The sequence below is a fragment of the Paenibacillus pasadenensis DSM 19293 genome (assembly GCF_000422485.1).
Lineage (GTDB): Bacteria > Bacillota > Bacilli > Paenibacillales > Paenibacillaceae > Paenibacillus_O > Paenibacillus_O pasadenensis.
In genome coordinates this window covers 389,521-413,609 of record NZ_AULW01000001.1, presented here as the reverse complement: position 1 = coordinate 413,609, position 24,089 = coordinate 389,521, and the positions used below count along the sequence as shown (strand labels likewise).

At 68.0% G+C, this 24,089-nt stretch carries 12 protein-coding genes and 1 pseudogene; 11 read left to right on the top strand and 2 right to left on the bottom strand.

The genetic code is table 11. From position 1 onward, the window contains the following. Positions 1-396: 396 nt before the first annotated feature. From H582_RS33075 to H582_RS25525, 7 genes and pseudogenes are all read left to right on the top strand, one after another. Entirely contained in the window at positions 397-6,738 is a 6,342-nt protein-coding gene (locus H582_RS33075; RefSeq protein WP_052332867.1) for an S-layer homology domain-containing protein, read from the top strand. A gap of 888 nt (positions 6,739-7,626) precedes the next feature. Next, positions 7,627-10,335 carry a discoidin domain-containing protein gene (locus tag H582_RS0101790; RefSeq protein ID WP_043110742.1) on the top strand — a complete coding sequence of 903 codons (2,709 nt, stop codon included), beginning with the start codon at positions 7,627-7,629 and terminating at the stop codon, positions 10,333-10,335. Between the two features lie 115 nt (positions 10,336-10,450). Continuing rightward, positions 10,451-11,347: a glucose 1-dehydrogenase gene (locus tag H582_RS0101785; RefSeq protein ID WP_028597122.1), complete on the top strand. Its 897-nt coding sequence runs from the start codon at positions 10,451-10,453 to the stop codon at positions 11,345-11,347. 255 nt (positions 11,348-11,602) lie between these two features. Next, positions 11,603-12,295: a response regulator transcription factor gene (locus tag H582_RS0101780; protein ID WP_043110741.1), complete on the top strand. Its 693-nt coding sequence runs from the start codon at positions 11,603-11,605 to the stop codon at positions 12,293-12,295. Continuing rightward, the gene (locus H582_RS25535; RefSeq protein WP_052332866.1) at positions 12,288-13,421 is read left to right on the top strand and encodes a sensor histidine kinase; all 1,134 of its coding nucleotides are present in this window, start codon (positions 12,288-12,290) and stop codon (positions 13,419-13,421) included. Before H582_RS0101780 ends, H582_RS25535 begins: the two co-directional genes overlap by 8 nt. A gap of 74 nt (positions 13,422-13,495) precedes the next feature. Continuing rightward, positions 13,496-14,359, top strand: a pseudogene (locus H582_RS25530) (M15 family metallopeptidase); the annotation flags it as partial. 218 nt (positions 14,360-14,577) lie between these two features. After that, on the top strand, positions 14,578-15,162 hold the full coding sequence (locus H582_RS25525; protein ID WP_052332864.1) for a VanZ family protein: 585 nt from the start codon (positions 14,578-14,580) through the stop codon (positions 15,160-15,162). 456 nt (positions 15,163-15,618) lie between these two features. Here H582_RS25525 and H582_RS0101760 read toward each other — a convergent pair whose 3' ends face one another. Together H582_RS0101760 and H582_RS25520 are read right to left on the bottom strand one after the other, a co-directional pair. After that, positions 15,619-16,557, bottom strand: a complete 939-nt coding sequence (locus H582_RS0101760; protein ID WP_028597120.1) for an aldo/keto reductase — start codon at positions 16,555-16,557, stop codon at positions 15,619-15,621. A gap of 2 nt (positions 16,558-16,559) precedes the next feature. Beyond that, positions 16,560-17,630, bottom strand: coding sequence for a Gfo/Idh/MocA family protein (locus H582_RS25520; protein WP_084136467.1), 1,071 nt, complete (start codon positions 17,628-17,630; stop codon positions 16,560-16,562). Between the two features lie 116 nt (positions 17,631-17,746). On the opposite strand from H582_RS25520, the gene H582_RS0101750 reads away from it, so the two are divergent. From H582_RS0101750 to H582_RS0101735, 4 genes are all read left to right on the top strand, one after another. Next, positions 17,747-18,583, top strand: coding sequence for an AraC family transcriptional regulator (locus H582_RS0101750; RefSeq protein WP_028597119.1), 837 nt, complete (start codon positions 17,747-17,749; stop codon positions 18,581-18,583). Between the two features lie 324 nt (positions 18,584-18,907). After that, positions 18,908-20,491 carry an ABC transporter substrate-binding protein gene (locus H582_RS25515; RefSeq protein ID WP_052332863.1) on the top strand — a complete coding sequence of 528 codons (1,584 nt, stop codon included), beginning with the start codon at positions 18,908-18,910 and terminating at the stop codon, positions 20,489-20,491. Continuing rightward, a complete protein-coding gene (locus H582_RS0101740; protein ID WP_028597118.1) occupies positions 20,491-22,341 on the top strand; it encodes a sensor histidine kinase in 1,851 nt (616 codons plus the stop codon). Before H582_RS25515 ends, H582_RS0101740 begins: the two co-directional genes overlap by 1 nt. Next, the gene (locus H582_RS0101735) at positions 22,338-23,936 is read left to right on the top strand and encodes a helix-turn-helix domain-containing protein (protein ID WP_028597117.1); all 1,599 of its coding nucleotides are present in this window, start codon (positions 22,338-22,340) and stop codon (positions 23,934-23,936) included. The genes H582_RS0101740 and H582_RS0101735 overlap by 4 nt, the downstream gene beginning before the upstream one ends. The last annotated feature ends 153 nt before the right edge of the window (positions 23,937-24,089 follow it).

Genomic DNA, 24,089 nt, shown 5'->3' with positions numbered 1-24,089 from the left:
CCCAATGTGCAAGTTTGCCTTTTGAGCAACGCTTTCATTTTCTCCATGCAGCATTTCCCTCCGCTGCCTGCCGGTTCATAAGGCGCTCAGCCGCCCGATGCGCTATACTAGGCGGAGCCAAGGACAAAATCCGCGGCGCTGCGGTCCGCTCGGCCTCCTTCCCAGAGCGCTTATGTGAGAGTGGGCGCGGATGAGGGCTCCGGGCCGCAGCATAACCTTTCTGTCTCCTCCTGCACATACGTGCGGGAGGCTTTTTTGCGTTCCGCGGCGGCCTTGGCCTGCGCATCAGGTCACGATCTTGCTCTTGGAGGTCCTGTTTGTGGTAGAGGGCCGGTCCGTCTTTTCTTAAACTGAAAGCGCTTAGACGAAAGGACGACTCATGAGGGGGAACGACAGATGGGGAAAAGCTTCAGCCGGCTGCTGGCCGCGCTGCTCAGCCTGATCCTGCTGCTGCCGCCGCTGTCGGCGGCTGCGGCGGAGGAGCCGGGCGCAAGCGCTGGCGCGGGGACGGCAGCGACGGTCGGGGAGTCCGTGTATGTGCGGCTCAAGAACGAATGGAAGGGCTACTACCTGTATGAAGCGGAAGGGAAGCTGCGGTACGGATTCCCGGCGATCGCCGACCGTTCGGCCCAATGGAGCGTGGAGGAAGGGCCGGGGGGAGCGAAAAGGCTCGTCAACCGGGCGACCGGCCATGCGGTGACGAAGGAAGGCGCGCCGAATCCGCTCGATGCGCTGGGCGTGGCGCTCGCGGCCCGCGAAGACGCGGCGGCGGCCTGGACCGTATCGGCAGCCGGCGGCGGTTACGGAGCGGACGCGGTGAACGTCTCCGTGCCGGGAGCGCCGGGCCAGGTGCTGAACATCCAGATGCTGACCGGCTTCGCCAACGCCAGCGACTGGGCGCAGCCGTCCTGGGGCTCTGCCGTGTGGCATCTGGAGCGCGCGCTGGACGTCGAGCCGGTGCGGCTGGTGGACGATTGGAAGGGCATGGCTCTGTATGAAAAGAACGGCCAGGTCGAATACGGAACGCCGGTTGCGAACGACCCGGCCTCGCATTGGCTCCGCGTGCCCGGCGCGACGCCGGGCAGCGAGCGGCTCGTCAACCGGGCGACCGGCCATGTGCTGAACCGCCTCGGCAACGACGGCGACGCGCTGAACGCGCCGGCGAAAGCGGCCGAGCTGCCGGAGGGCAGCTCGGCGGGCGACCTGCTCGTCGAGACTCAGGCCGGCGGCAAGCTTACGCTCCGCAGCGCGGAGCATCCGGCGTACATTCTGCATGTGCAGCAGCAGACCGGCTTTTTGCAGATCAGCGACTGGGCGCAGCCCGGCTGGGGCAGCTCGAGCTGGCGGCTGGAAGCGGCGACGGACGCGCCGGCCATGCGGCTGCAGGACGGCGGCTCGGGGCTGTATCTGGCCGCCCGGGACGGGGCCGTCGCTTCGCTCGCGGCGGATTATCAGGACCCGTCGTCGCATTGGGCGATCGAGGACGACGGCATGGCGGTGCGGCTGCGGAACGTCGCCGACGGCCGGTATATGAGCCGCGCGGCCGCAGGCGCGCCGCTCGCGCTCGCGGCTGCGGGCGCAGCGGGCGATTCGGTCCGCTGGAGCCTGACGCCGGCCCGCGACGAGCTCGGAGCGGGGACCAAGGCCGGCTTCGCCGCATGGGGAGAGCCGGAGCTCAAGCTGCATGCGGCCGCAGGAGACGGCACGGCCCGCGCGGGCGCGATCGGAGCGGAGCAGGCCGCCTTTGCCGAGTGGACGGTCAAGGAGCCGGCTCCGGACGCGGAGCTGTCGCCTTATGTGCGCATCAAGAACGATTATCTGGAGCTGTATCTGTTCGAGCAGGACGGCAAGCTCGCCTACGGCAACGCCGCGGCGGCGGATGAGGCCGCGATGTGGCTCGTCGAGGACATGCCGGGCAAGGAGGGCGTCCAGACGATCCGCAACCGGGCGACCGGACATTACATGACGCTGGAAGGCGTCAAGCCGGACTCGCGCGAGCCGGTGCGGGTGGCGGAGCGGACGGACGGCTCCCTGCTTGCGGAATGGATCGTGAAGGACACGAAGGGGCTGCGGCTCATCCGCAGCGCGGCGGACGCGCGTCCGGAGTCCGCATCGGGCTACCTGAACGTCGAGCATCAGCTCAAGACGGCGGAGTACAACCCGATCGATCCGAACTGGGGCAGTCCGAAATGGCGCTTCGAGACGTTCGCGGAAGGCGGAGAGCCGCAGCCGCAGCCGCCGCTCGAGCTGCCGGACGGCTATGTGCGGCTGATCGGCCAAAGCGGCGGCGAGGCTCTGCTGGCTGGCGGCAGCGGCGCGGTGCTGTACGGCTCGGCGGAGCCGGGCGACGAGCGCTCCCACTGGCTGCCCGCTCCTGCGGAGGACGGCGGCTGGCGGCTGCAGAACCGGGCCACGGGCGGCTGGCTTCGCTGGAGCGCGGGCAAGGCTTATTTGACGGCAGCGGCGACGGACGAATCCGGCTCGGCCGGGACCGGCTCCGGCTCCGGCTGGGCGCTGGAGCGCGGGCCGGCGGACGGCACGGCGCTGCTGCGCAGCCTGTCGCCGGGCCGCTCCGACGAATATGTGCATATCGAGGACGGCCAGGGGTATGCCCAGCTCGGCCTGCGCTCGGTGGACAAGGCCCGGGTGCAGTGGCGTCTGGAAGCCGCGCCGCTGGACGGCTTCGTGCCGGAGGAGGACGCCGCGATCGGCGACGGCTCGACGCCGGCCGCGCCGCATGGAGGCGTCTACCGGCTGAGGAACGGCGCGGATCGGTATGCAGGCATGGCAAGCGATGGCGCCGTATCGGCGCTTGCGGGCCGCGACGCGGGAGCAGCCGCGCTGTGGCGGCTGGAGGATTTCAACGGCAGGCAGCGCCTGCGAGGCGCGGGCGGCCGTTATCTGGCCGTCGGCGCCGATGGCCAGATCCGCTCCGTGGAAGCGTCGGAAGCGGCGGCGGAGCCTGCGCAGTGGCGGCTTGAGACGCGCGGCGGCAGGATCTTGCTGCACAGCGCGGCGCGGCCGGGACAGGCGCTGGCGCTGTCCGGCGGAGGGCTGCGCCTGGAGGCGTCCGCCGAGACGGGGGCGGCGCCGGAGAGCATCCTGTGGACGCTCGAGGAGCTGCCTGGCGATATCCGCTACGAGGCCGAGAACGGCTTCATGAGCGGCGGCGCGGCGGCGGCGTTGCAGCGGGACGGATATAGCGGCTCGGGCTATGCGGCCGGAATCGGGCAGGCGGGCAGCCGCCTCATCGTGGCGGTGGCGGCCGGCGCGGCCGGCGACTACGAGACGGCGTTTCGAGTCGCGGCCGAGGGCGGTTCGGGGGCAGCGGACGTTGCCGTCAACGGCCTGCCGCAGGGACGGCTGGCGCTGGACGGCGCCGCAGGCTGGACGGACCTCTCCCTCGCGCTGCCGCTGCGCGAAGGGTCCAACTCGGTCGAGCTGAGCTTCCCGGACGGGGCTGCCGGCGGGCTGCTCGTCGACCGGCTGACGGTGAAGGGCGCGACCAGCCGCGCTTATCGCGGAGCGACGCTGCCTTTTTTGACCTATGAAGCCGAGCATGCGGCGACAAACGGCACGGTCGTCGGGCCGGACCGGGCGTTCATGACGTTCGCCTCCGAGGCTTCGGGCCGCCGCGCGGTCCTGCTGGACGCGCCGGGCCAGTTCGTGGAGTTCCGGCTGGACGAGCCGGCCAGCGCGATGACGCTGCGGTACGTCCTGCCCGACAGCGCCGACGGGGCGGGGCTGGACGCGGCGCTGAGCGTGACGGTCGACGGCGAGGATGCGGGCCGGATCGGCTTGTCCAGCAAGCATAGCTGGGTGTATGGCAGCTATCCTTGGTCCAACGAGCCGGAGGACGGCGATCCGCACCGGTTCTACGACGAGTCGCAGCTGCGGTTCGGCCGCACGCTGCCGGCGGGCTCGCTGCTGCGCCTGCAGTTCGGCGGCGACAGCGGAGCCGGGTACGTCGTCATCGACAGCGCGGACCTGGAGCTGGCTCCGGCGGCCTATGCCCGGCCGGACGGGTACCGGTCGATCGTCGATTACGGCGCCGCGCCGAATGACGGCCAGGACGACTCCGAGGCGCTTCGGGCCGCGATCGAGGATGCCCGCAGGGCCGGAGAGGGCGTCTGGATTCCGGCCGGCACGTTCGAGCTGCGGCAAGGGCCGATCGAGCTGCGGGACATCGCGATCCGCGGCGCGGGCATGTGGCATTCCAAGCTGCAGGGCGCAGGCTTCATGGGCGTCGGCGGCGGCATTTCCGTGTACGACCTCATGATTGACGTCGGCGTGACGGCTCGGCATGACGAGCTGCGCGAGGCGGCGTTCGACGGCACGTTCGGGCGAGGCTCGACGATCCAGCAGGTATGGGTCGAGCATGCCAAAGCCGGCATCTGGTCGGTGCGCAGCGACGACGAGGACGGCGGCGTCGTCACGGACGGGCTGTACGCGGCGGGCTTGCGCATCCGCAATACGTACGCGGACGGCATCAACTTCTCGACCGGCACGCGGGACTCGATGGCCGAGCAGATCCACGTCCGCAACAGCGGCGACGACTCGATCGCGCTCTGGTCGGCGCGGCCGGAAGGCGTGAGCGCGGACGACGCCCGCGTGTCCGGCAACACGGTCCGCTACAACACGGTGCAGCTGCCGTGGCTCGCGGACAACATCGCGGTGTTCGGCGGCTCGGACAACAAGGTGCAGGACAACGTGCTGAGCGATACGGTCGGATTCGGCGCTGGCATCGCCTTGTCGACGCGCTTCAATCCGGTGCCTTTCGGCGGGCGCACGGTCGTCGAGCGCAACACGCTGATCCGCACCGGCGGGCGCGAGGCGAACTGGAAGCAGGACTTCGGCGGCATCTGGCTGTTCACGGACAGCCTGCCGATCGAGGCGACCATCGACCTCTTCGACAACAATGTGCTGGACAGCACGTACTCGGGCCTGTACGTCAGCGGCAACCAGCCGATGGGCGCGGCCGGAGGCGAGATCACGATCCGCAATCTGGTGCTGGACGGCTCCGGCACCTGGGGCGTGCATGCCGGACCGGGCGTGGCGGGCCGCGTATTTCTCGAAGGGCTGGAGCAGCGCGGAGCGCTGCTCGGCAGCCGGTTCCGGGCCGGCGGCGCGACGGTCGAGCTGACCGAGACGCCGGGCGCGCCAGCGGCGGCAGCGCTGCCGTCCGACGGCGCGGCGACGGGAGAAGGGCTGGTCTGGCCGGGAGAACCGGGAGGACCGGGGGAGCCGGGAGGACCGGGAGAGCCGGGGGGACCGGGAGAGCCGGGAGGACCGGGGGAGCCGGGAGAACCGGGGGGACCGGGCGGTCCGGGCGGTCCGGGGGAACCGGGAGGACCAGGCGGTCCGAGCGAGCCGGGCGGTCCGTCGGCGACACCGTCGCCGTCAGCTAGTCCGGCTCCTTCGTCCAGCGCCGCCCCGACGGCTTCGCCGACAGCCTCTCCGGCAGCAGCGCTTGCCGAGGATGCAGACGCTTCTCTTGCCGCCAACGAACAGCTCGTGGAGGAAGCGGTCCGCACGGGACAGCGTTCCGTGCGGCTGCAGGCTTACCGCGCGGAGGACGGCCGATTGGCCGCGCTTGTGCCGCTCGCCGCGCTGCAGAGCTTGGCATCCGAGCCGGGCGTCCTGCTGCGGCTGGAAGCGGACGGCCGGGCGGTGGAGCTGTCGGCTCGCCAAGCGGCCGGGCTCGCCGGGCTTGTCGCGGCGGGCGATAAGGCGGCAGCGCTGCGGCTTGCGCTCGGCGACGCTCCGGCGTCGGCGAAGGCGCAGCTTACGGCAGCGGCAGCGCAGCGCGGCGGCGTGACGGGAGCCGTCGCCGCCAGCTGGAGCGCCGAGCTGATCGCCGGCGGCAAGACGCTGCCGCTGCCGGACGGCTCGCTGGGCTACGTTTCCTTGCAGCTCCGTCTGGCGGAACGGCTGGATGCGGCCCGGACGGCCGCGCTCGTCGCCGGCTCGGCCGGAGGCAAGCTGCGTACCGCGCCGGCGTTCGCAGCGCCGGATGGGTCCGGCAGCCTTGTCGTCGTGCGCACGCTGAGCTCCGGCAGCTTCGCGGTCGCGCAGCTGCCCGCTCAAGCGTTCCGCGACGTGGCGGCCGGCCACTGGGCGGCAGGGGCGATTCATGCGCTTTCGGCCAAAGGCATCGCTTCCGGCGTGCCGGGAGGCTCGTTCGAGCCTTCGCGCCGCGTGACTCGCGCGGAAATCGCGCTGCTTCTGGCCCGCGCGTTCGAGCTGGAGGCGCTGCCTGCCGTTCCGGCAGCATGGAGCGACGCCGGCAAGCGCCCGAATGCCGCGGCGGCGCTGGCCGCCGTGCAGGCAGCCGGCATCGTGCAAGGCGATGCCGACGGACGCTTCCGTCCGGATGACGCGCTCAGCCGGCAGGAGCTGGCGGTGCTCGCCGCGCGCATTCTGGCGTTCGCGGGCGTTTCGGCAGCGAGCGGGGCCGCCGCTTCCGAGGCCGCTGCGAGCGCCGGCCTGGAGGCAGGCGGCGGCGCGCAAGCAGAAGGGACTGCCGGAAGTTCCGTTGCAGGAGCGGCAGCGTCCTCGGCGCCTCCGTTTGCAGATGCCGCCTCGATCCGCCCTTGGGCGGCGGACGCGGTACGTGAGCTGGCCGCGCGCGGCTTGCTGCTCGGCGCTCCGGACGGCAAGTTCCATCCGGAGGCGGACGTGACGCGCGCCGAGGCCGCGATGCTTCTGCTCCGCCTTCTGGAGCAGCTGCGGCCGTAACTCCATTTGACCGCACCTAGGAAGCTCTGGCCGCCCGTCTGCCGATCCATCGGCATGCGGGCGGCTTTTTTGTTTTTGTCTCCGGAACGACGAGCCGAAGCAGCCGGTCCAGGGAACATGGGGGACGGCAGTCGCCTTTGTGCGATACGTTTGCGAGCCAGGATGTCAGCCAGTGGTGCGCAGTCGAGCCATTAAGTCGAAAAAATCGAGTTAGTCGGGATGCGGGGCGGAGCAACTCGGGAGAGTGGTGGGCCGAACGGTCGGAGATGCGCAACTCGGGCGAGCGGAGAGCCGGCCGGTCGGAGATGCGCGGAAAAACCGAGCAGCTCGGGCGAGTGGGGTGCCGAACGGTCGGAGATGCGCGGAAAAACCGAGCAACTCGGGCAAGTGGAGGGCCGAACGGTCGGAGATGCGCGGAAAAACCGAGTAACTCGGGTCAGTGGAGAGGCGAACGGTCGGAGATGCGCGGAAAAACCGAGTAACTCGGGAGAGTGGAGAGCCGGACGGTCGGAGATGCGCGGAAAAACCGAGTTACTCGGGAGAGTGGAGAGGCGGACGGTCGGAGATGCGCGGAAAAACCGAGTTACTCGGCAGTTCGGGTTGCAGCTCGATGGAGCGGTGAAATGCGGATCGGATCGCGCACGAATGGCAGCAGAAATCTGCTCAAAATGTCCGTACAGGTCACCAGAATGGTAGTATCCGCATCCGGTTGTCGAGATAATGGACTCGTAGAAAGCGCTTTCGACAAAGGGGCGAGCTTTTTCGGAGCCCGCATCTCGGCATGAAAGGGGAGAGAGGCGCAAACCAGGATTCGATCATCCGGACCGCCCGAAACGGTCCGCGGATGATGCCGAAAGGCGATCAGCCTAATTTTAAGGAGGAACAAGAATGAACCGATCTCCATGGATGCAGCGATGCGCTGCTGTCCTCGCCGCCGCCGTCCTGGCCGTGCAGCTCGTCGCGGCTGCGCCGCAAGCGTCCGCCGCGCCGACGATCTACGAAGCGGAGTCCGCCGCCCGAGCCGGCGGCGCGTCCGTCGCCAGCGACCATGCCGGGTATACCGGCAGCGGCTTTGTCGGCGGGTATACCGACGCGAACAAGGGCAGCGCCGCCACGACCTTCACGGTCAGCGCCGCCGCTGCCGGCAGCTACTCCGCCGCGCTTCGCTACGCCAACGGCACCGGCTCGTCCCAGACGCTCAGCCTGTACGTCAACGGCTCCAAGCTGAAGCAGCTGCCGCTGCCCGCCACGGCCAACTGGGACAGCTGGGCCGCCGCCAGCGAGACGGTGTCGCTGAACGCAGGCTCGAACACGATCCAGTACAAGTTCGACGCGGCCGACAGCGGCAACGTCAATCTCGACCATCTGGCGCTCGAGGCGTCGCTCGGCGCCAACCTGGCGCTGGGCAAAGCCGCCACGGCCAGCAGCAGCGTCGGCGGCTTCCCGGCTTCGAACGCGGTGGACGGAAATGTCTCTTCGTATTATGAAGGCGCTGCCGGCACCTACCCGAATACGCTGACCGTCGACCTGGGCAGCGCGCAGAGCATCTCCAGCGTAAAGGTCAAGCTGCCTTCCGGCTGGGGGACCCGCTCGCAGACGCTGGCCGTGCTCGGCAGCGCGAACAATACGTCCTACTCGACGCTGAAGGCGTCGGCCAGCTACACGTTCGATCCGGCGACGGGCAACGAAGCGGCGATTTCCTTTTCCGCCTCGTCCGCCCGGTACGTCCGCCTGAGCTTCACCGCCAACAGCGGCGCGACGGGCGGCCAGGCCGCCGAGCTCGAGGTGTATGGCCAGGCCGGGGCGACACCGACTCCGACTGCCACGCCAACGGCCACGCCAACCGCCACGCCAACCGCCACGCCAACCCCGACCCCTACGGCCACTCCGACCCCGACGCCTACGCCGTCCGGCTCCTTCGGGGCGACGATGCCGTACGACACCTATCAGGCGGAAAGCCTGACCCATAACGGAACGGCCATCGGTCCGTCCCGCACGTTCGGCGATCCGGCCTCCGAGGCATCCGGCCGCAGGGCGGTGCGCCTGACCGGCACCGGCCAGTACGTGCAGCTGACGCTGGCCAAGGCGGCGCAGGGCGTGACGGTGCGCTACTCGATCCCGGACAACGCCGCCGGCACCGGCCTCGACGCAGGCATCAGCCTGTACGTGAACGGCACGCTCAAGCAGCAGGTGCCGCTGACGTCCAAGTACAGCTGGATCTACGGATCTTACAATACCGAGGGCGGCGAGATCCGCTGGTCCAACAACCCGAGCGCCCAGCCGACGACGCCGCACCATATGTACGACGAGGTCAGCTTCAAGCTCGACCAGAGCTACCCGGCCGGCACCGTCCTCAAGCTGCAGCGCGACGCCAGCAACTTGAATTTCGGGCAGACGTCCTACGTCACGGTGGACCTCGTCGAGACGGAGGCGGTTCCCGCCGCCCTTTCCAAGCCGGCGAACTATGTCTCCGTGACGGACTACGGCGCGACGGCGAATGGCGGCGGCGACGATACGGCGGCGTTCAACAGCGCGATCGCGGCGGTCAAAAACTCCGGCGGCACGCTCAAGGGCGTCTGGATTCCGGCGGGCTCGTTCACGATCGGCAGCGGCACGAAGGGCGCCGGCTACAACGGCACCGGCACCCGCCTGTACCTCGACAGCGGCGTCTCCATGCGCGGCGCGGGCATCTGGCATTCCGAGATCAACGGCGCGTATGCCGGACTGTACCTGCGCGGCGGCAACGTGACGATCTCCGACTTCAAGATCGCGCCGGACGACCGCATCCGCGACGACTACAACGGCGTGACGGCGGTCGAAGGCAACGGAACGAACTCCACGATCACGAACCTGTGGATCACCCATGCCAAGGTCGGCCTCTGGCTTACGAACCAGACGAGCGGCGCGACGTTCTCGAACTCCCGCATCCGCCACGTCTGGGCGGACGGCGTCAACCTCCACTACGGCACGTCGAACACGACCGTGACGAACAACTCGGTGCGCACGAGCGGAGACGACGGGCTGGCGATGTGGTCCGACACCTACCTGAACACGAACAATACGTTCAGCTTCAACACGGTGCAGATTCCGACGCTCGCGAACAACATCGCCATCTACGGCGGCAAGGACAACAAGGTGCTGAGCAACCTTTTGGAAGACACCGTCGTCAACGGGTCGGGCATCAGCTTCGGAACGAACTTCAATCCGCCGTCGATGACCGGCACGCTGACCGTCCAGAACAACCGCCTCGTGCGCGCCGGCTCGCTGCACAAGGACTACGGCTACGGCATCGGCGCGATCTGGGCGTACTGGCTGAACAACAACGGCAAGGCGCAAAGCCTGACCGTATCGGTAGCCGGCAATACGATCGAGGAGAGCACGTACGCCGGCGTCTTCATCGAAGAACCCGCGCCGGGCATCTCGGTGACGTACAGCTCCAACACGATCACGAATGCCGGCACGCACGGCTTCTACGTGCGCGGCTCCGCGACGGGCAGCTCGACCTTTACGAACAATGCGGTGAACGGCGCGCCGTCCGGCAAATTTGTGAACGACTCGCCGAGCTTCACGGCGAGCGGCTCCGGCAACAACTGGTAGACCGAACGGTTTTTCAGGCGAGACGGCGTTCATTTTCGCTCCCGAGGGGTATAACAAGGAGGAACAGGCCGGATTGAACCGGCCGCAAGCCCCTCGATAAAGGAGAGATCGCATGATGAGCGACCCGAACCGCATGCAGGACCCGACGACGCAGTACCCGAAGGCCGGACCGGAATACAAGCAGGAGCAGGCTCCTCCGGGACTGGAAACGAAAATGGATCCGAAGCCGGATGACGGCTCCGGCAGCTACAAGGGCTCCGGACGGCTCGCTGGCCGCAAGGCCGTCGTGACGGGCGCGGACAGCGGCATCGGCCGCGCCGTTGCGATCGCCTACGCCCGCGAGGGCGCCGACGTCGTGCTGACGTATTTGCCCGAGGAGGAGGCCGACGCCAAGGAGGTCGTGCAGCAGATCGAGCAGGCCGGCCGCAAGGCGGTCGCCATCCCGGGCGACCTCAAGGACGAGGCGTTCTGCGAGTCGCTCATCGAGTCGGCGGTCAAGGAGCTCGGCGGCATCGACATCCTCGCCAACGTGGCGGGCATGCAGCAGTACGTCGAGGACATCGCCGACCTGACGACCGAGCAGTTCGACGCGACGTTCAAGACGAACGTCTACGCGCTGTTCTGGCTGTGCAAGGCGGCCATCCGCCACATGCCGGCCGGCGGCGCGATCATCAACACGTCGTCGATCCAGGCTTACTCGCCGTCGGAGATCCTGCTGGACTACGCCACGACAAAAAGCGCCATCAATACGTTCAGCAAGGCGCTTGCCCAGCAGGTCGCGCCGAAGGGCATCCGCGTGAACGTCGTCGCGCCGGGGCCGGTCTGGACGCCGCTGCAGATCAGCGGCGGCCAGCCGCAGCAGGTGCTGCCGGAGTTCGGCGCCAAGACGCCGCTCGGCCGTCCCGGCCAGCCGGCGGAGATGGCCGCGGCCTACGTGTTCCTGGCGAGCCAGGAGGCGAGCTACGTCGTCGGCGAGACGCTGAACGCCAACGGCGGCATGCCGACGCCGTAAGGCGGAGGCTGGCGAGGCCGCCGACGGAATCCGCCGGAACAAGGAAAGAAGTTCCCTTGCTGGCGCTGCGTCGCGCGTAATCCGCGTGAACAAGGGAAGAAGCTCCCTTGTCGGCGCTGCGCCACGAAGCCCTTTCCCCAGCCCTGCCGCATCCTAAGCCCCCGCGCGGACGAGCCATCCGGCTTGCCTGCACGGGGGCTTCGTTTTTCTTTCGCGCTCTTTTCTGGTAGAACAGTAGGAAAGGCGGTGACGACGATGGAGGGACAAGCGACGATTCTGATCGCGGAGGACGAGGCCGAGATCGCGGATCTGATCGAGCTGCATCTGCAGAAGGAAGGCTTCCGCATCGTAAAGGCGAAGGACGGCCTCGAGGCGATCCAGGCGGTCGAGCTCGGGGGCATCGACCTGGCGGTGATGGACCTCATGATGCCCGGCATCGACGGGCTCGAGGCGACGCGCCGCATCCGCTCGGCGCATGCGCTGCCGATCCTCATGCTGAGCGCGCGCACGTCGGACTTCGACAAGATCTCGGGGCTCGTCATCGGCGCGGACGACTACATGACGAAGCCGTTCAATCCGCTGGAGCTGGTCGCGCGGGTGAAAGCCCAGCTGAGGCGCTCGGCGCTGCTCGCCCAGCCGAGGGCCGAGGACAGCGGGCGCGTCGAGGCGGCGGGCCTCATCCTCGACCCGGCGAGCCGCAGCGTGCGGCTGTACGGGCGCGAGCTGGAGCTGACGCCCAAGGAGTTCGACCTGCTCTACGCGCTGGCGCGCCATCCGGGGCAGGTGTTCAGCGGCGAGCAGCTTTTCCGGCAGGTGTGGAAGGAAGACTACTACGAAGGCACGAACACGGTGATGGTCCATATCCGCTCGCTGCGGCGCAAGCTCGGGGCCGACAAGGACAAATGGATCAAGACGGTATGGGGAGTGGGGTACAAGTTCCATGCCTAGGTCCTTCCGCAGCTTCCGCTCGCGCATGATCGTGCTGCTCGCGCTCAGCATGGGCCTTGCCGGGCTGGCGACGTACATCGCGTACAAGCTGCTTCAAGCCTACTACACCTCGAGCGTGCGGTTCGAGGACGAGTCGGTCGTCCGCCTGCGCCAGCTCATCCGGCACGTCGGCGATTTCAACTTTTTCCTGCTGTTCTTCATCCCGCTCGCCGTGCTGTTCTTCTATGCGCTGTCCTCGCCTTACGCGCGCTACTTCCAGCAGATCTCGGGCGGCATCCGTGCGCTCGCGGAGGGCGACTTCGAGCGCCGCGTCGAGATCCGCTCGGGCGACGAGTTCCAGTCGATCGCCGAGGATCTGGGGCAAGCGGGAGACAAGCTCCGGCAAGCGGTGCGCAGAGGCGACTTCGCCGAGAGCAGCAAGGACCAGCTCGTGCTCAACCTGGCCCATGACTTGCGGACGCCGCTCACCTCGGTCGTCGGCTACCTCGACTATGTGCTCAAGGACGACGGCTTGACGCCGGAGCAGACGCGCCATTATCTCGGCATCGCGGCGAGCAAGGCGCAGCGGCTCGAGCGGCTCATCGACGAGCTGTTCGAGGTGACGCGCCTGCAGCATGGCCAGCTCCCGCTGGAGCGCGCGGAGCTGGATCTGGCGGAGCTGCTGTCGCAGCTGAGCGAGGAGATGCAGCCGCTGTTTGAAAAAAACGGACTCGAAGCCCGGCTGGAGCTGGAGCCGCCGCTGCTTGTCCAGGCGGACGGCGACCTGCTCGCCCGCGTATTCGAGAACCTCGCCGTCAACGCCGCCCGCTACGGCGGGGACGGACGTTATGTGGACTTCCGCTGCTTCGCGGAGGGGGACGAGGCGGTCGCGCAGATCGTCAACTACGGCAGCCGCATCGAGCCGGAGGAGCTGCCGCATTTGTTCGACATGTTCTACACCGGCGACAAGTCGCGGCAGAGCGGCATCGGCGGCACCGGCATCGGCCTGTTCATCGCGCAGAACATCGTCGAGCGCCACGGCGGGACGATTGCGGCGCGCAGCGACATCGTGCGGACGGTTTTCGAGGTGCGGCTGCCGCGGGACGGGGCATCTGCATCTGCGAAGCCGATTTTAGAAAAAATTTAGGTTTGCCCGCCGGTTGTCTTTAGGTTCTTGCTCTAGCATAGAGCCTATCGGACAAGAGGAAGGCGGAGAGCGGCATGGACAACAGACGATGGCGGACGATCGGAATCGCGGCGGGACTCGCGGCCGTGCTGGCGGGCGGACTGCCCGGCTGCGGCATGGCGGAGCGGATGGCCGCAGCCATCGGCGCAGGGGAAGAGCATGGAGGCGGGAGCGCGGGGCAGGCGCAGACGGCTGGCGGGGATGCGGCCGGGAGGACGCCCGGAGGTGATACAGGGGACGGGGCGAGCGGCGCAAGCGGCGCGAGCAAGGCGGACAGCGCGAGCGATGCGGACGGCGGCAAAGCGGCCGGGGCGAGCGATGCGGCCAATGCAGCCAATGCGGCCGGAGAACGGCTGGAGGCGGGACTGGAGCAGGCTTTTTCCGGCAATCTGATGCTCGTCAACCGCGATCACGGCCTGCAGCCGGACGGCGCCCGGCTTGATCTCGTCACCCTGTCCAAGCAGCCGGGCGAGCTTCGCCTGGCGGAAGGAGAACAGGACGCCCAGCTGTCGCGCGAGGCGGCCGGTCGGTTCGCGGAGCTGGTCGCGGCGGCTCGCAAGGACGGCGTGGACGGGCTCGTCGTCAACAGCGCCTACCGCTCTGCCAAGGAGCAGGAGCGGCTGTACCGCGAGCAAGGGCCGGACTATGCCTTGCCGGCAGGGCACAGCGAGCACAACACCGGCCTGGCGCTCGACGTCGGCTCGGTGTTCGGCCGGATGGAGTCGACGGAGGAGGGCAGCTGGATGCGGGAGCATGCTTGGCGCTACGGCTTCGTCCTGCGGTATCCCGAGGACAAGACCGAGGTGACGGGCATCCAGTACGAGCCGTGGCATTTCCGCTACGTCGGCTTGCCGCATAGCGGAATCATGCAGGAGCGGGGCCTCGTGCTGGAGGAATACATCGCGCTGCTTCGGGAGGAAAAGAAGCTCCGCTTCAAGTCGCTCGGCAAGACGTACGCCATCTCCTGGCAGAAAGCGAGTCCCGGCGGAGCGGTTGCCGTCGCGGCTGGAAGCTTGGCGGAGCTGTCCGGGGACAATGCCGGCGGCATCATCGTCACGACTTGGCGGAACAAAGGCGGAGCGGGATGACAAACGAGACGGCAAGGAGGACAAGCGAGATGGCGAGTCGGACGAACGAATCGCTGCGGCGGACGAGCGGAACGGCCAGGCGTGCGGCGGCGACGAAAAGACAGGCTCCGATTGTCGGGCGCCTGCTTACGCTGGCTGTCTCCGTCCTGCTGCTCGGGTATGGCTGGGTGCTCGTCAAGGTCATCCTGTTCAAGCTCGGCACCGGCGACATCGGCTTTCTCGCCGAGCAGCTGAGGCAGTCCTTGAGCGACCCGGGACTTATCCTGGGGCGGATCCGCCGCGGAAATCTGGAGCCGTTCGGGCAGATTCGCAGCGACTGGGACGGAGGGAGCTCGATCGGACGGCTGAATCTGTTCGGCAATATCCTGATTTTCATTCCGTTCGGCATGCTGCTGACGCTCGCGCTGCGCCGCTCGCCGCTCCGGCTGCTCGGCGCGGCGGCGATCAGCTTCGCGGCCAGCCTTGCGCTGGAATGCGCCCAGGCGCTGCTCGGCATCGGCACGTTCGACGTGGACGACCTGATCCTCAATACGGCGGGCGGCGTGCTCGGCGCGATGGCCGCCGGAGCGGCGCTGCGGCTGTTTGGGCCAGGCCGGAAATCGGTGCGGCCTTAGGCAAGGCGTGTTCTGCTTTGCGAACGGACGGCGACCCAACGAAACGGAGGAGCCTTATTTTGTCGAATCGGACTCGTTTTTGCAACCCAACGATACGGACGAGCGCTATTCGGCCTTTCTGGCATGGCAGAAGCTCATTTTTGAAGCCATAAGCTCGCTGAGTATCGTTACATTTTTTGCGAGCCTCTTTTGGAGCAAATAGAGTCTGTCCGTATCGTTAGAGATGGTGGAGGGGCTGGTGGAGAGGCTGGAGGAACGGGAGAGGCTGGAGGGTCAGCGCAGCTCCCGGAATCGGACAGGGCATTAGGTTGACAGCCATCACGCATCGTCACACCTCGCGCGGGCAGCCGCGCGAGGTGCCGAAAGCTGCATCCAAGCCTGCAGCACGGCGGCCTATGATGGAGTCCGAAAAAAACGACCCGCCCGGCGTTTTCGCGCCAGGCGGGTCGTTTTTGCTTAGCGCGTCTCCGCCTGCAGGTCGAGCCAAGCGAGCTCGGCCGGAGAGAGCGCGATCTCGACTCCGTCGCGGCAGGAGCTCAGCTCGCCCGGGTTCTGCGCGCCGATCAGGGCGCAGGTCGGGAACGGCTGGTTCAGCACGTAGGCGAGCGCGATCTGGATCGTGCTGACGCCCTTCTCCGCGGCGAGCTCGCCTGCGCGGCGCAGCCGCTCCCAGTTGGCGTCGCTGTAGAACACGCGCACGAGGTCGGCGTTGCTGGTGTCCTCCGGTCCGAAGCGGCCGGTGAAGAAGCCGCGCGCCTGCGACGACCACGAGAACAGCGGCAGCTGCTCGCGCTCATGCCAGCGCAGCGTTTCCTCGTCGGCGGAGACGCAGCCGGCCCAGAACGGCTCTTTTGCCTTGGCCAGGCTCAGGTTCGGGCTGCTGAAGGCGAAGCCCGTCAAGCCGTGGGCGGCGGCGTAGTCGTTGGCCTCCTGCAGCCGCTGCCACGTCCAGTTGGAGCCGCCGATCGCGCCGATGCGGCCGGCCTCGATATGCTCGTTGAGCGCTTCGACGATGGCGCCGACCGGCACGGAGTGATCGTCGCGATGCAGCGCGTACAGCTCGATATGGTCGGTGCGCAGCCGCTCGAGGCTCGTCAGCAGATCGCTGCGGATCGCCTCGGCGTTCACGCGCGGGCCGGACTCGTCATGATGGGAGCCTTTGGTCAGGATCACGATGTCGGAGCGGTTGCCGCGCTCCTCCATATAGCGGCCGATGACCGTCTCGCTCTGCCCGCCGCAATAGATATGCGCCGTATCGATGGCGTTGCCGCCGGCGGCGAGGAAGGCGTCGAGATTGGCCGCCGCGCGCTCGTAGCTATCGTTCGTAAAATAATCCGAGCCCTTCATCAGCACGCTGATCGGCTTGGCGACACCTTTGACCGAGATCGTCTTCATGATCATTCGACTCCTTTCGATTCGAGAGCGCCAGCCGCGGCAGCCTCGGCCGAGCCGGCTCCGCAGGACGGCAGCTCGATGCGGACGCGCTGCTCCGCGGAGCGGAGGCATGCCTCCAGCACGCGCATGCCCGCGACCGCATCCTGCGGCGGGAAGCGCTGCGGCTCGCCGTGCAGCACCGTGCGGGCGAAGTCGTCGGCTTCGAGCGAGAAGTGGTCGACCTGCGGCACGTCGACATAGCGCCGGCCGCTGCCCGTCGTCACATAAAAGCCGGTCTCGCCTTCCAAGCCGGCCATGAACGCGGACGGCACCTCCAGGATGCCGTCCGTGCCCAGCACCTCGAGCTTGTTGCGGAATGCGCCCCACATGCCGCAGTCGAACGTGACGCCGAGGCCGCCGGGGAACTCCAGCAGCCCGCTCGCCATCATGTCGACGCCGCCGTGCTCGGGCGAGAACAGCGCGCGCGCCGTGACCGCCTCCGGCTCGGCGCCGATCAGCATCCGCGCGACGGAGATCGGATAGCAGCCGACATCGTAGAGCCCGCCGCCTCCCCATTCCTTGACAAAGCGCACGTTGCCGGAGCTGCCGGAGCTGTTGAACGTGAACGTCCCATGCAGGCTGCGAAGATCGCCGATCTCGCCGGAGGCGATGACCTCGCGGATCATCGCGTAGCGCGGATGATGCCGGTACATGAACGCCTCGGCCAGCTGGCGGCCGGCCTTCTGCGCCGCGAGCGCCATTTCCTCCGCCTCGGCGGCGGTCAGCGCGAGCGGCTTTTCGCAAAGCACATGCTTGCCGGCCTCGAGGGCGCGGATCGTCCATTCGCGGTGCAGATGATTGGGCAGCGGGATGTATACCGCCTCGATCGAATCGTCGGACAGCAGCTCCTCATAGCTGCCGTACGCCGCTTCGATGCCGAATTCGTCGGCCGTCCGCCGGGCTTTGTCCCGGTCGCGGCTTGCAAGGGCTTTCACTTCGTTGAGCTGCGAACGGAGCAGGCCGGGGATGACAGAGCCTCGCGCGATGCCTGCGGCTCCGAGCACGCCCCAGCGCAGCTTGGCTGATTGGGTCATGAACAACGCCTCCTTTAAGGTAGCTAATACGATATTGTGATTGTACCTGATGATTTACTTTTTAAAAATGAAAATATATGATACGAGTTAACACGATATTGCGATGGAGGTCGAACATGCAGCGACAGACGCATCTGCTCACGCTACCGGAGCAGCCCTATTTCATCCTGCCGGAATCGGTCGGAGTCTACTGCGACTACCCGGAGCATGAGGTGATGCGGGACGCCGGAGCGTTGAACAATTTCAGCATCCACATCGTCGTCTCCGGCAAAGGGTACGTGCGGACGGAATCCGGCCAGCAGGAGCTGACGCAGGGGCAGGCGGTGCTGTACTTTCCGCACGCGGCCCAGCAGTACGGCAGCAGCAAGGACGATCCGTGGGAGGTGCGCTGGATCCACTTCTACGGCGGCCGGCTGCGGGACTTCATGGTCGAGCGCGGCTTCCACCAGAACCTGCTCTGGAAGCTCCGCCAGCCGGCCGGCTGGATCGAGGCGCATCAGGCGCTGCTCGAGGAGGCGGAGGCGAGCAGCATGACGCGGCCCGCGCTGCTCTCGACGCTCGCCTACGGCGTGCTGGCGGAATTCGTGCAGCAGGCGGTGCCGCTCGGCTCGCCGTCCGCCAGTCCCGCGGAGGAGCGCATCCTGTCCTTGCTGCCGCGGCTCGAGGAGGAGGCGGCGAAGCCGTTCGTGCTGCAGGAGTGGGCGGAGCGCGCCGGCGTCAGCACCCACTATTTCTGCCGGCTGTTCAAGGGGGCGCTGGACATGACGCCGAGCGAGTTCGTCACGCGGGCCCGCCTGCAGCGCGCCAAGCAGCGGCTGCTGGAGCGGCGCGAGGCCAATATCGGCGAGATCGCGCTCGAGGCCGGCTATCCGAGCGCGAGCTATTTCAATAAACGGTTCCAGGAGCATGAAGGCATGACGCCGACGGAATACCGCAAGCTGTTCCGCGGCTGACCAGCCCGCTGGCGCACTCGCCTGCTAGCCGTCGCACACTCGCCCGCCGACGCACTCGCTCGCCGACGCATCCGCCCGCTGACGCACTCGCCCGCCGACGCACTCGCCCGCCGACGCATCCGCCCGCTGGCGCACTCGCCCGCCGACGCCTCCGCTCCGTCTCGCCCGCCCCGGCGATCCCGAGCCGCCGCGGCCCGCAAGGTCACAATCGTGGCATTCGAGGTCCGATTCCTAGTAGAAGCGCGGCCGGGGCCGGCGTATAATTGAAATCGCTTCCGGACCGGAACGGTCCGGATCATCGAACGAAGAGGGGACTGCCGCATCATGACCGACCACGATCTCGACCGCAGCGGGCTCCGCGCCCGCCGCGTCCGCCTGCTGGCCGCCGCCGGCGCGCTGCTGCTGCTCGCCGCTCTGGCGGCGTGGCCGGCCGTCCGATCCGAGCGCTCCTCCGGCGGAGAGCCGTCGCCCGGCTCCGCCGCGTCCGGCGCCGAGGCGTCCGACCGCCTCGTGCTCATGTTCCCGGCCAGCGTCGCGCCGCCGGACCTGCCGCTCGTGCAGGCGGAGATGAACCGCTACCTGCGGGACAAGCTGGACGCTTCCGTCGAGATCAAGCCGGTCGACATGAGCAGCTGGTGGGACCGCACGGGGCTCGTCTACGCTTCCGGCAGCCAGGTCGACCTCATGTTCACCGCCGGCTGGATGCGCTTCGGCGACGAGGTGTCGCGCGGCCGTTTCCTGCCGCTCGACGAGCTGCTGCAGCGCGAAGGCGCCGGCATCGCCAGCGTGCTCGATCCGGAAATTTTGCGGGCGAGCCGCATCGGCGGCAAGCTGTACGGCATTCCGACGAACAAGGAGTTCGCCGCCAGCAAGGGCATCGTGATGCGCGCCGATCTCGTCGAGAAGCACGGCATCCGCCTCGAGGCGATCCGCACGCTCGCCGATCTCGGACCGGTGCTGGAGACGATCAAGCGCCGCGAGCCGGGCGTGACGCCGCTGCAGGTGCGCGCCGACCGGAGCCCGCTGACATTCCTGCTCCAATACGGCCTGTTCGACATGCTCGGCGACGGTCCGGGCGTGCTGCAGCGCGCGGGCGGCAGCCTCAAGGTCGTCAATCTCGCCGCCGCCCGGACGTACCGCGACTACGCCAAGCTGATGTACGAATGGCGCCGCAGCGGCTACCTCAACGCCGACGCGGTCACCTCCCGCGACAGCGAGTACGAGGCGGTGAAGGCCGGCGCCGCCTTCGCCTTCGCGGAGTCGATGAAGCCGGGCTTCGAGATCCAGGCTTCGCGCAACACCGGCATGCCGATGGTCGCCGTCGAGCTGACCAAGCCGTACACGACGACGGCGGACGTGACGAGCGCGATGTTCGCCATCCCGCGGACGTCCCGCCATCCCGAGAAGGCGATGCGGCTGCTGGAGCTGCTGTATACGGACCGCTATCTGCTCAATCTGCTCGACTGGGGCATCGAAGGCCGCCACTACGTCGTGCGGCCGGACGGGCGCATCGCCTTCTCGCCGGGCGTGGACGCGCGCACGGTCCGCTACAACTTCAACCTGCCCTGGATGTTCGGCAACCAGCTGAATTCCTATCTGTGGGACAACGAGGATCCGCAGCAATGGGACAATTATCGCCGCTTCAACGAGGAAGCGGAGCCGTCCAAGGCGCTCGGCTTCGTCTTCGATCCGTCGCCCGTCAGCAACGAGATCGCCGCCTGCAGCCGCGTCGACGAGGAGTTCTCGCCCGCGCTCATCACCGGCGAGCTCGATCCCGACGCCGTCATCCCGATGTACCTGGAGCAGCTGAAGGCCGCCGGCGCGGACAAGGTCATCGCGGAGAAGCAGCGCCAGCTCGACGCCTGGCTCGCCGCAGGCGGAGCCTCCGCCGGAGAGGGGGAATCCTGATGCCGGCTGCCTGGCTGCCTGCGCGCCGCAACGGATCCGGCTCGGCACGGCCGAAGCAGGCGAAGACGCTGCGGACCCGCCTCATCATCGGCTTCGTCGGCGTGACGGCGCCGCTCGTGCTGCTTCTGCTGTGGAACAACCTTTATTCGACGTCGGTCGTCCGTTCCCAGGTCGCCCAGTCCAACCGCAGCCTGCTGACGATGTATCTGAACGACATGGACAAGGTGCTCGAGGAGGTCCAGAACTATCTGTTCAAGACGGCCGAGCAGAACCGCGACCTGATGACGCTCTCGCAGAACGAGCGGGGCGGCTGGGACTACTACCGGGCGAAAACGCAGGCGGCGGCCGATCTCGGAGCCAATACGAACTACTACGAGGCGGCCGACGTGCTGTTCGCCTACAGCTCCCGCTACGAGGACCTGTTCCTCGCCCAGCAGCAGAACGTCTCGTTCGAGCGCAAGGAGCGCATCGTCGCGCGGCTGCGGGACGTGCTGCGGGCCGGGCCCGGAGCGGACACGCCGTACACCGGCTGGACGCTGCAGCGGCTGGACGGCTCGTTCGCGCTGCTGCGCGTCGTCGACAACGGCTACGGCTCGGCGATCGGCGCCTGGGTCGATATCGGCCGGCTGATGGCGCCGCTGCATGAGCTCGGCACGGGCGGCAAAGGCTTCGCCGTGCTGACGAGCGGCTCCGGCGAGCCGCTGACGGAGCTCGCCGCCGGGCTGCGAGGCGGCCTCGCCGCGGGCATGCCGGGCGCGCTGGCCGAGGCGCTCGCCGGCTATGCGATCGCCGACGTGCCGCAGCCGCATCTGCTCGTCGCCAAGGATTCCCGCATGGCGGACATGCGGCTGCTGCTGCTCATGCCCGAAAAGTCGCTGCTGGAGGGACTGCCGTATTTCCGCTATCTGACCTATGCGGTGCCGGTGCTGGCGGCGGTGCTGCTCGGCGTCTACCTGTACGTCCTGCAGCGAGCGGTCGTCATGCCGATGTACCGGCTCATCCGCGGCATGCGTAAAATCCGCGCCGGCGATCTGAGCGCGCGGCTGCCGGACAGCCGCCTGCCCGAGTTCGATACGATCAACGAGACGTTCAACGGCATGGCGGAGCAGATCGAGCATCTGAAGATCGACATCTACGAGGAGAAGATCCGCACGCAGAAAGCCGAGCTCAAGCATCTGCAGGCGCAGATCCAGCCTCATTTCTTCATGAATTCGCTCAACATCGTCTACCAGCTCGCGCAGATCCGCAGCTACGACATCATCCAGAGCATCGCCCTCCATCTCGTGCGGTACTTCCGCTTCACGATCAACACGGGGGCGGCTTCGGTGACGGTGTCCGACGAGCTGGAGCATATCCGCGACTACCTGACGATCCAGAAGCACCGCTTCCCGGAATCGCTGGCCTTCGGCTTCGAGGTCGAGCCCGGCCTCGAAAGCTTCCCGCTGCCGCCGCTGTCGGTGCAGCCGCTCGTCGAGAACGCGATGGTCCACGGCTTCAAGGCGAGCGGGGGCGGGCCGTTCCGCATCGAGGTGACGGTAAGGCGGAGCCCGGAGGCGGAGGAGGACGCGGCCGGCGGCGAAGCGGCGGTCCTCATCGAGGTGAGAGACAACGGCAAGGGCATCGCGGCCGGCTCGCTCGGACCGCTGCTGGAGCGGATCCATGCGGCGGAGCCGGGCGAGCGCCATGTCGGCCTCTGGAACGTCATTCGCCGCAGCCGCCTTTATTATGGAACGGCGGTGCGGCTTGAGCTGGACAACGGAGCGGAGGGCGGGCTGAGCGCGGTCCTCCGGCTGCCGCTGCACGCGCCGCCCTCGGGCCAGAGGGCGGCAGGAAAGGAGAGGATGGCGTGAACGCGCTGATCGTGGACGACGAGATCTATGCCGTCAAGGGCCTCCGCGCCGGCGTCCGCTGGGAGCGGGCGGGCATCGCCGAGGTGTACGAGGCGCACGGGGCGGAGGAGGCGCGCCGGCTGCTGCTCGAGCGCGAGGTGGACATCCTCATCTGCGACATCGAGATGCCGGAGCAGTCGGGCCTGGAGCTGGTGGAATGGGTGCGCGCGGAAGGGCTGCGGCTCGAGACGGTGTTCCTCACCTGCCACTCCGAGTTCCGCTATGCGCAAAAGGCGCTGCAGCTCGGCAGCAGCGACTACATTCTCAAGCCGGTCATCTATGCCGAGCTGGAGGAGGTGCTGCGCGGCCTCGGCGCGCGCATCGCCGAGCGGCGGCGGGGCGACGAGGAGTCGGAGCGCTACCAGCAGATGGCGGAGCAGTGGCAGATGCAAAAGCCGCTCGTCGCCGAGCGGCGCTGGAACGACCTGCTCGAAGGGCGCGACAGCGCCGACGGGCGCTGGCTGGAGCTGACCGCCGGAGCGGCCGATGCCGACCCGGCCGCGCTTTCTCGAGTGCGGCCGCTGCTCATCAGCGTCGAGAACTGGGACAAGCCGATCAGCGAGCGCGACGAGCGCGTGATGGAGTTCGCCCTGCGCAAGGCCGCCGAGGAGCTGCTGCTCGCCGAGCATCCCGGCGCGGTCGCCGAGGACGACCGCGGCAACGGCTGGATCCTGCTGTTCGAAGGACGCGGCGCGCTCGGGGAGGAGGAGCTGATCGGGCTGTGCGACCGTTACCGCCAGGCGTGCCGCGACTATTTCTATTGCAAGATGTCCGTCTACATCGGCAGCTCCGTGCCGGTCGCGGAGCTGCGCGGCGAATGCCTCGGCGTGCTGCTGGACGAATACCGCAGCGTCGGCGGCGGCGATGCGAGCGTGCGGACCTCGCCGGAGCTGCGGCATGCGGGAGAGGAGCGCGAAGGCTCGCCGCCGGAGGCCGAGCTGCTGGAATGGGCGGATCTGCTCGAGCGGGAAGGAACGTCCGGCATGAAAGCGCGCTTGGCCGGGCTGGTGGCGGCCCGTCAGGGCGAGCTCGCGCCGCGCACGCTGGAGATCTACGCCTACGCGCTGCTGCAGGCGGCCTATCTCGCGCTGCATCGCAAAGGCTTTCCCGCCCATCTGCTTCATCGCTGGCGGGAGCAAGGCGTGCATGCGGCGTCGCGCTCGGCGGAGCGCTTCCTCGCCTGGGCGGACGCCCTGCTCGAGCAGATCGGCTCGCTCGCGCAGTCGCGCCGCGCGGAAAGCCCGGTGCTGCGCCAGGTCAAGGCGTACATCGCCGAGCATCTCGACCGCGACCTGTCGCGCGAGGAGCTGGCCGAGCAGGTGTATCTCAATCCGGCCTATCTGTCGAGGCTGTTCCGCAAGGAGACGGGAAAGGTGCTGACCGACTACATCCTGCAGGAGAAGATGCGCGCGGCCGCCGCCCGGCTGCTCGGCACGGACGAGAGCGTCAGCGAGATCGCGGCGGGGCTCGGCTACGGCAACTTCTCCTACTTCGCGCGGCTGTTCCGCAAAGTATACGGCTTGAACCCGCAGGAATACCGCAAGCAGGGAGGCTAGGGCGCGTTCGCAGCCCCGCTCCGGGGCATCGCTTGCCGCCTCTTGCCGCAGTCAAGCCAGCGTCGTCCGGCGGGCCCGTCCGGCGGCCCGTTCGGCACGGTCTCCAGTTTCTCCCGCTCCCGGCGTCTATACGCCGGGAGCTTTTTTTGCTAA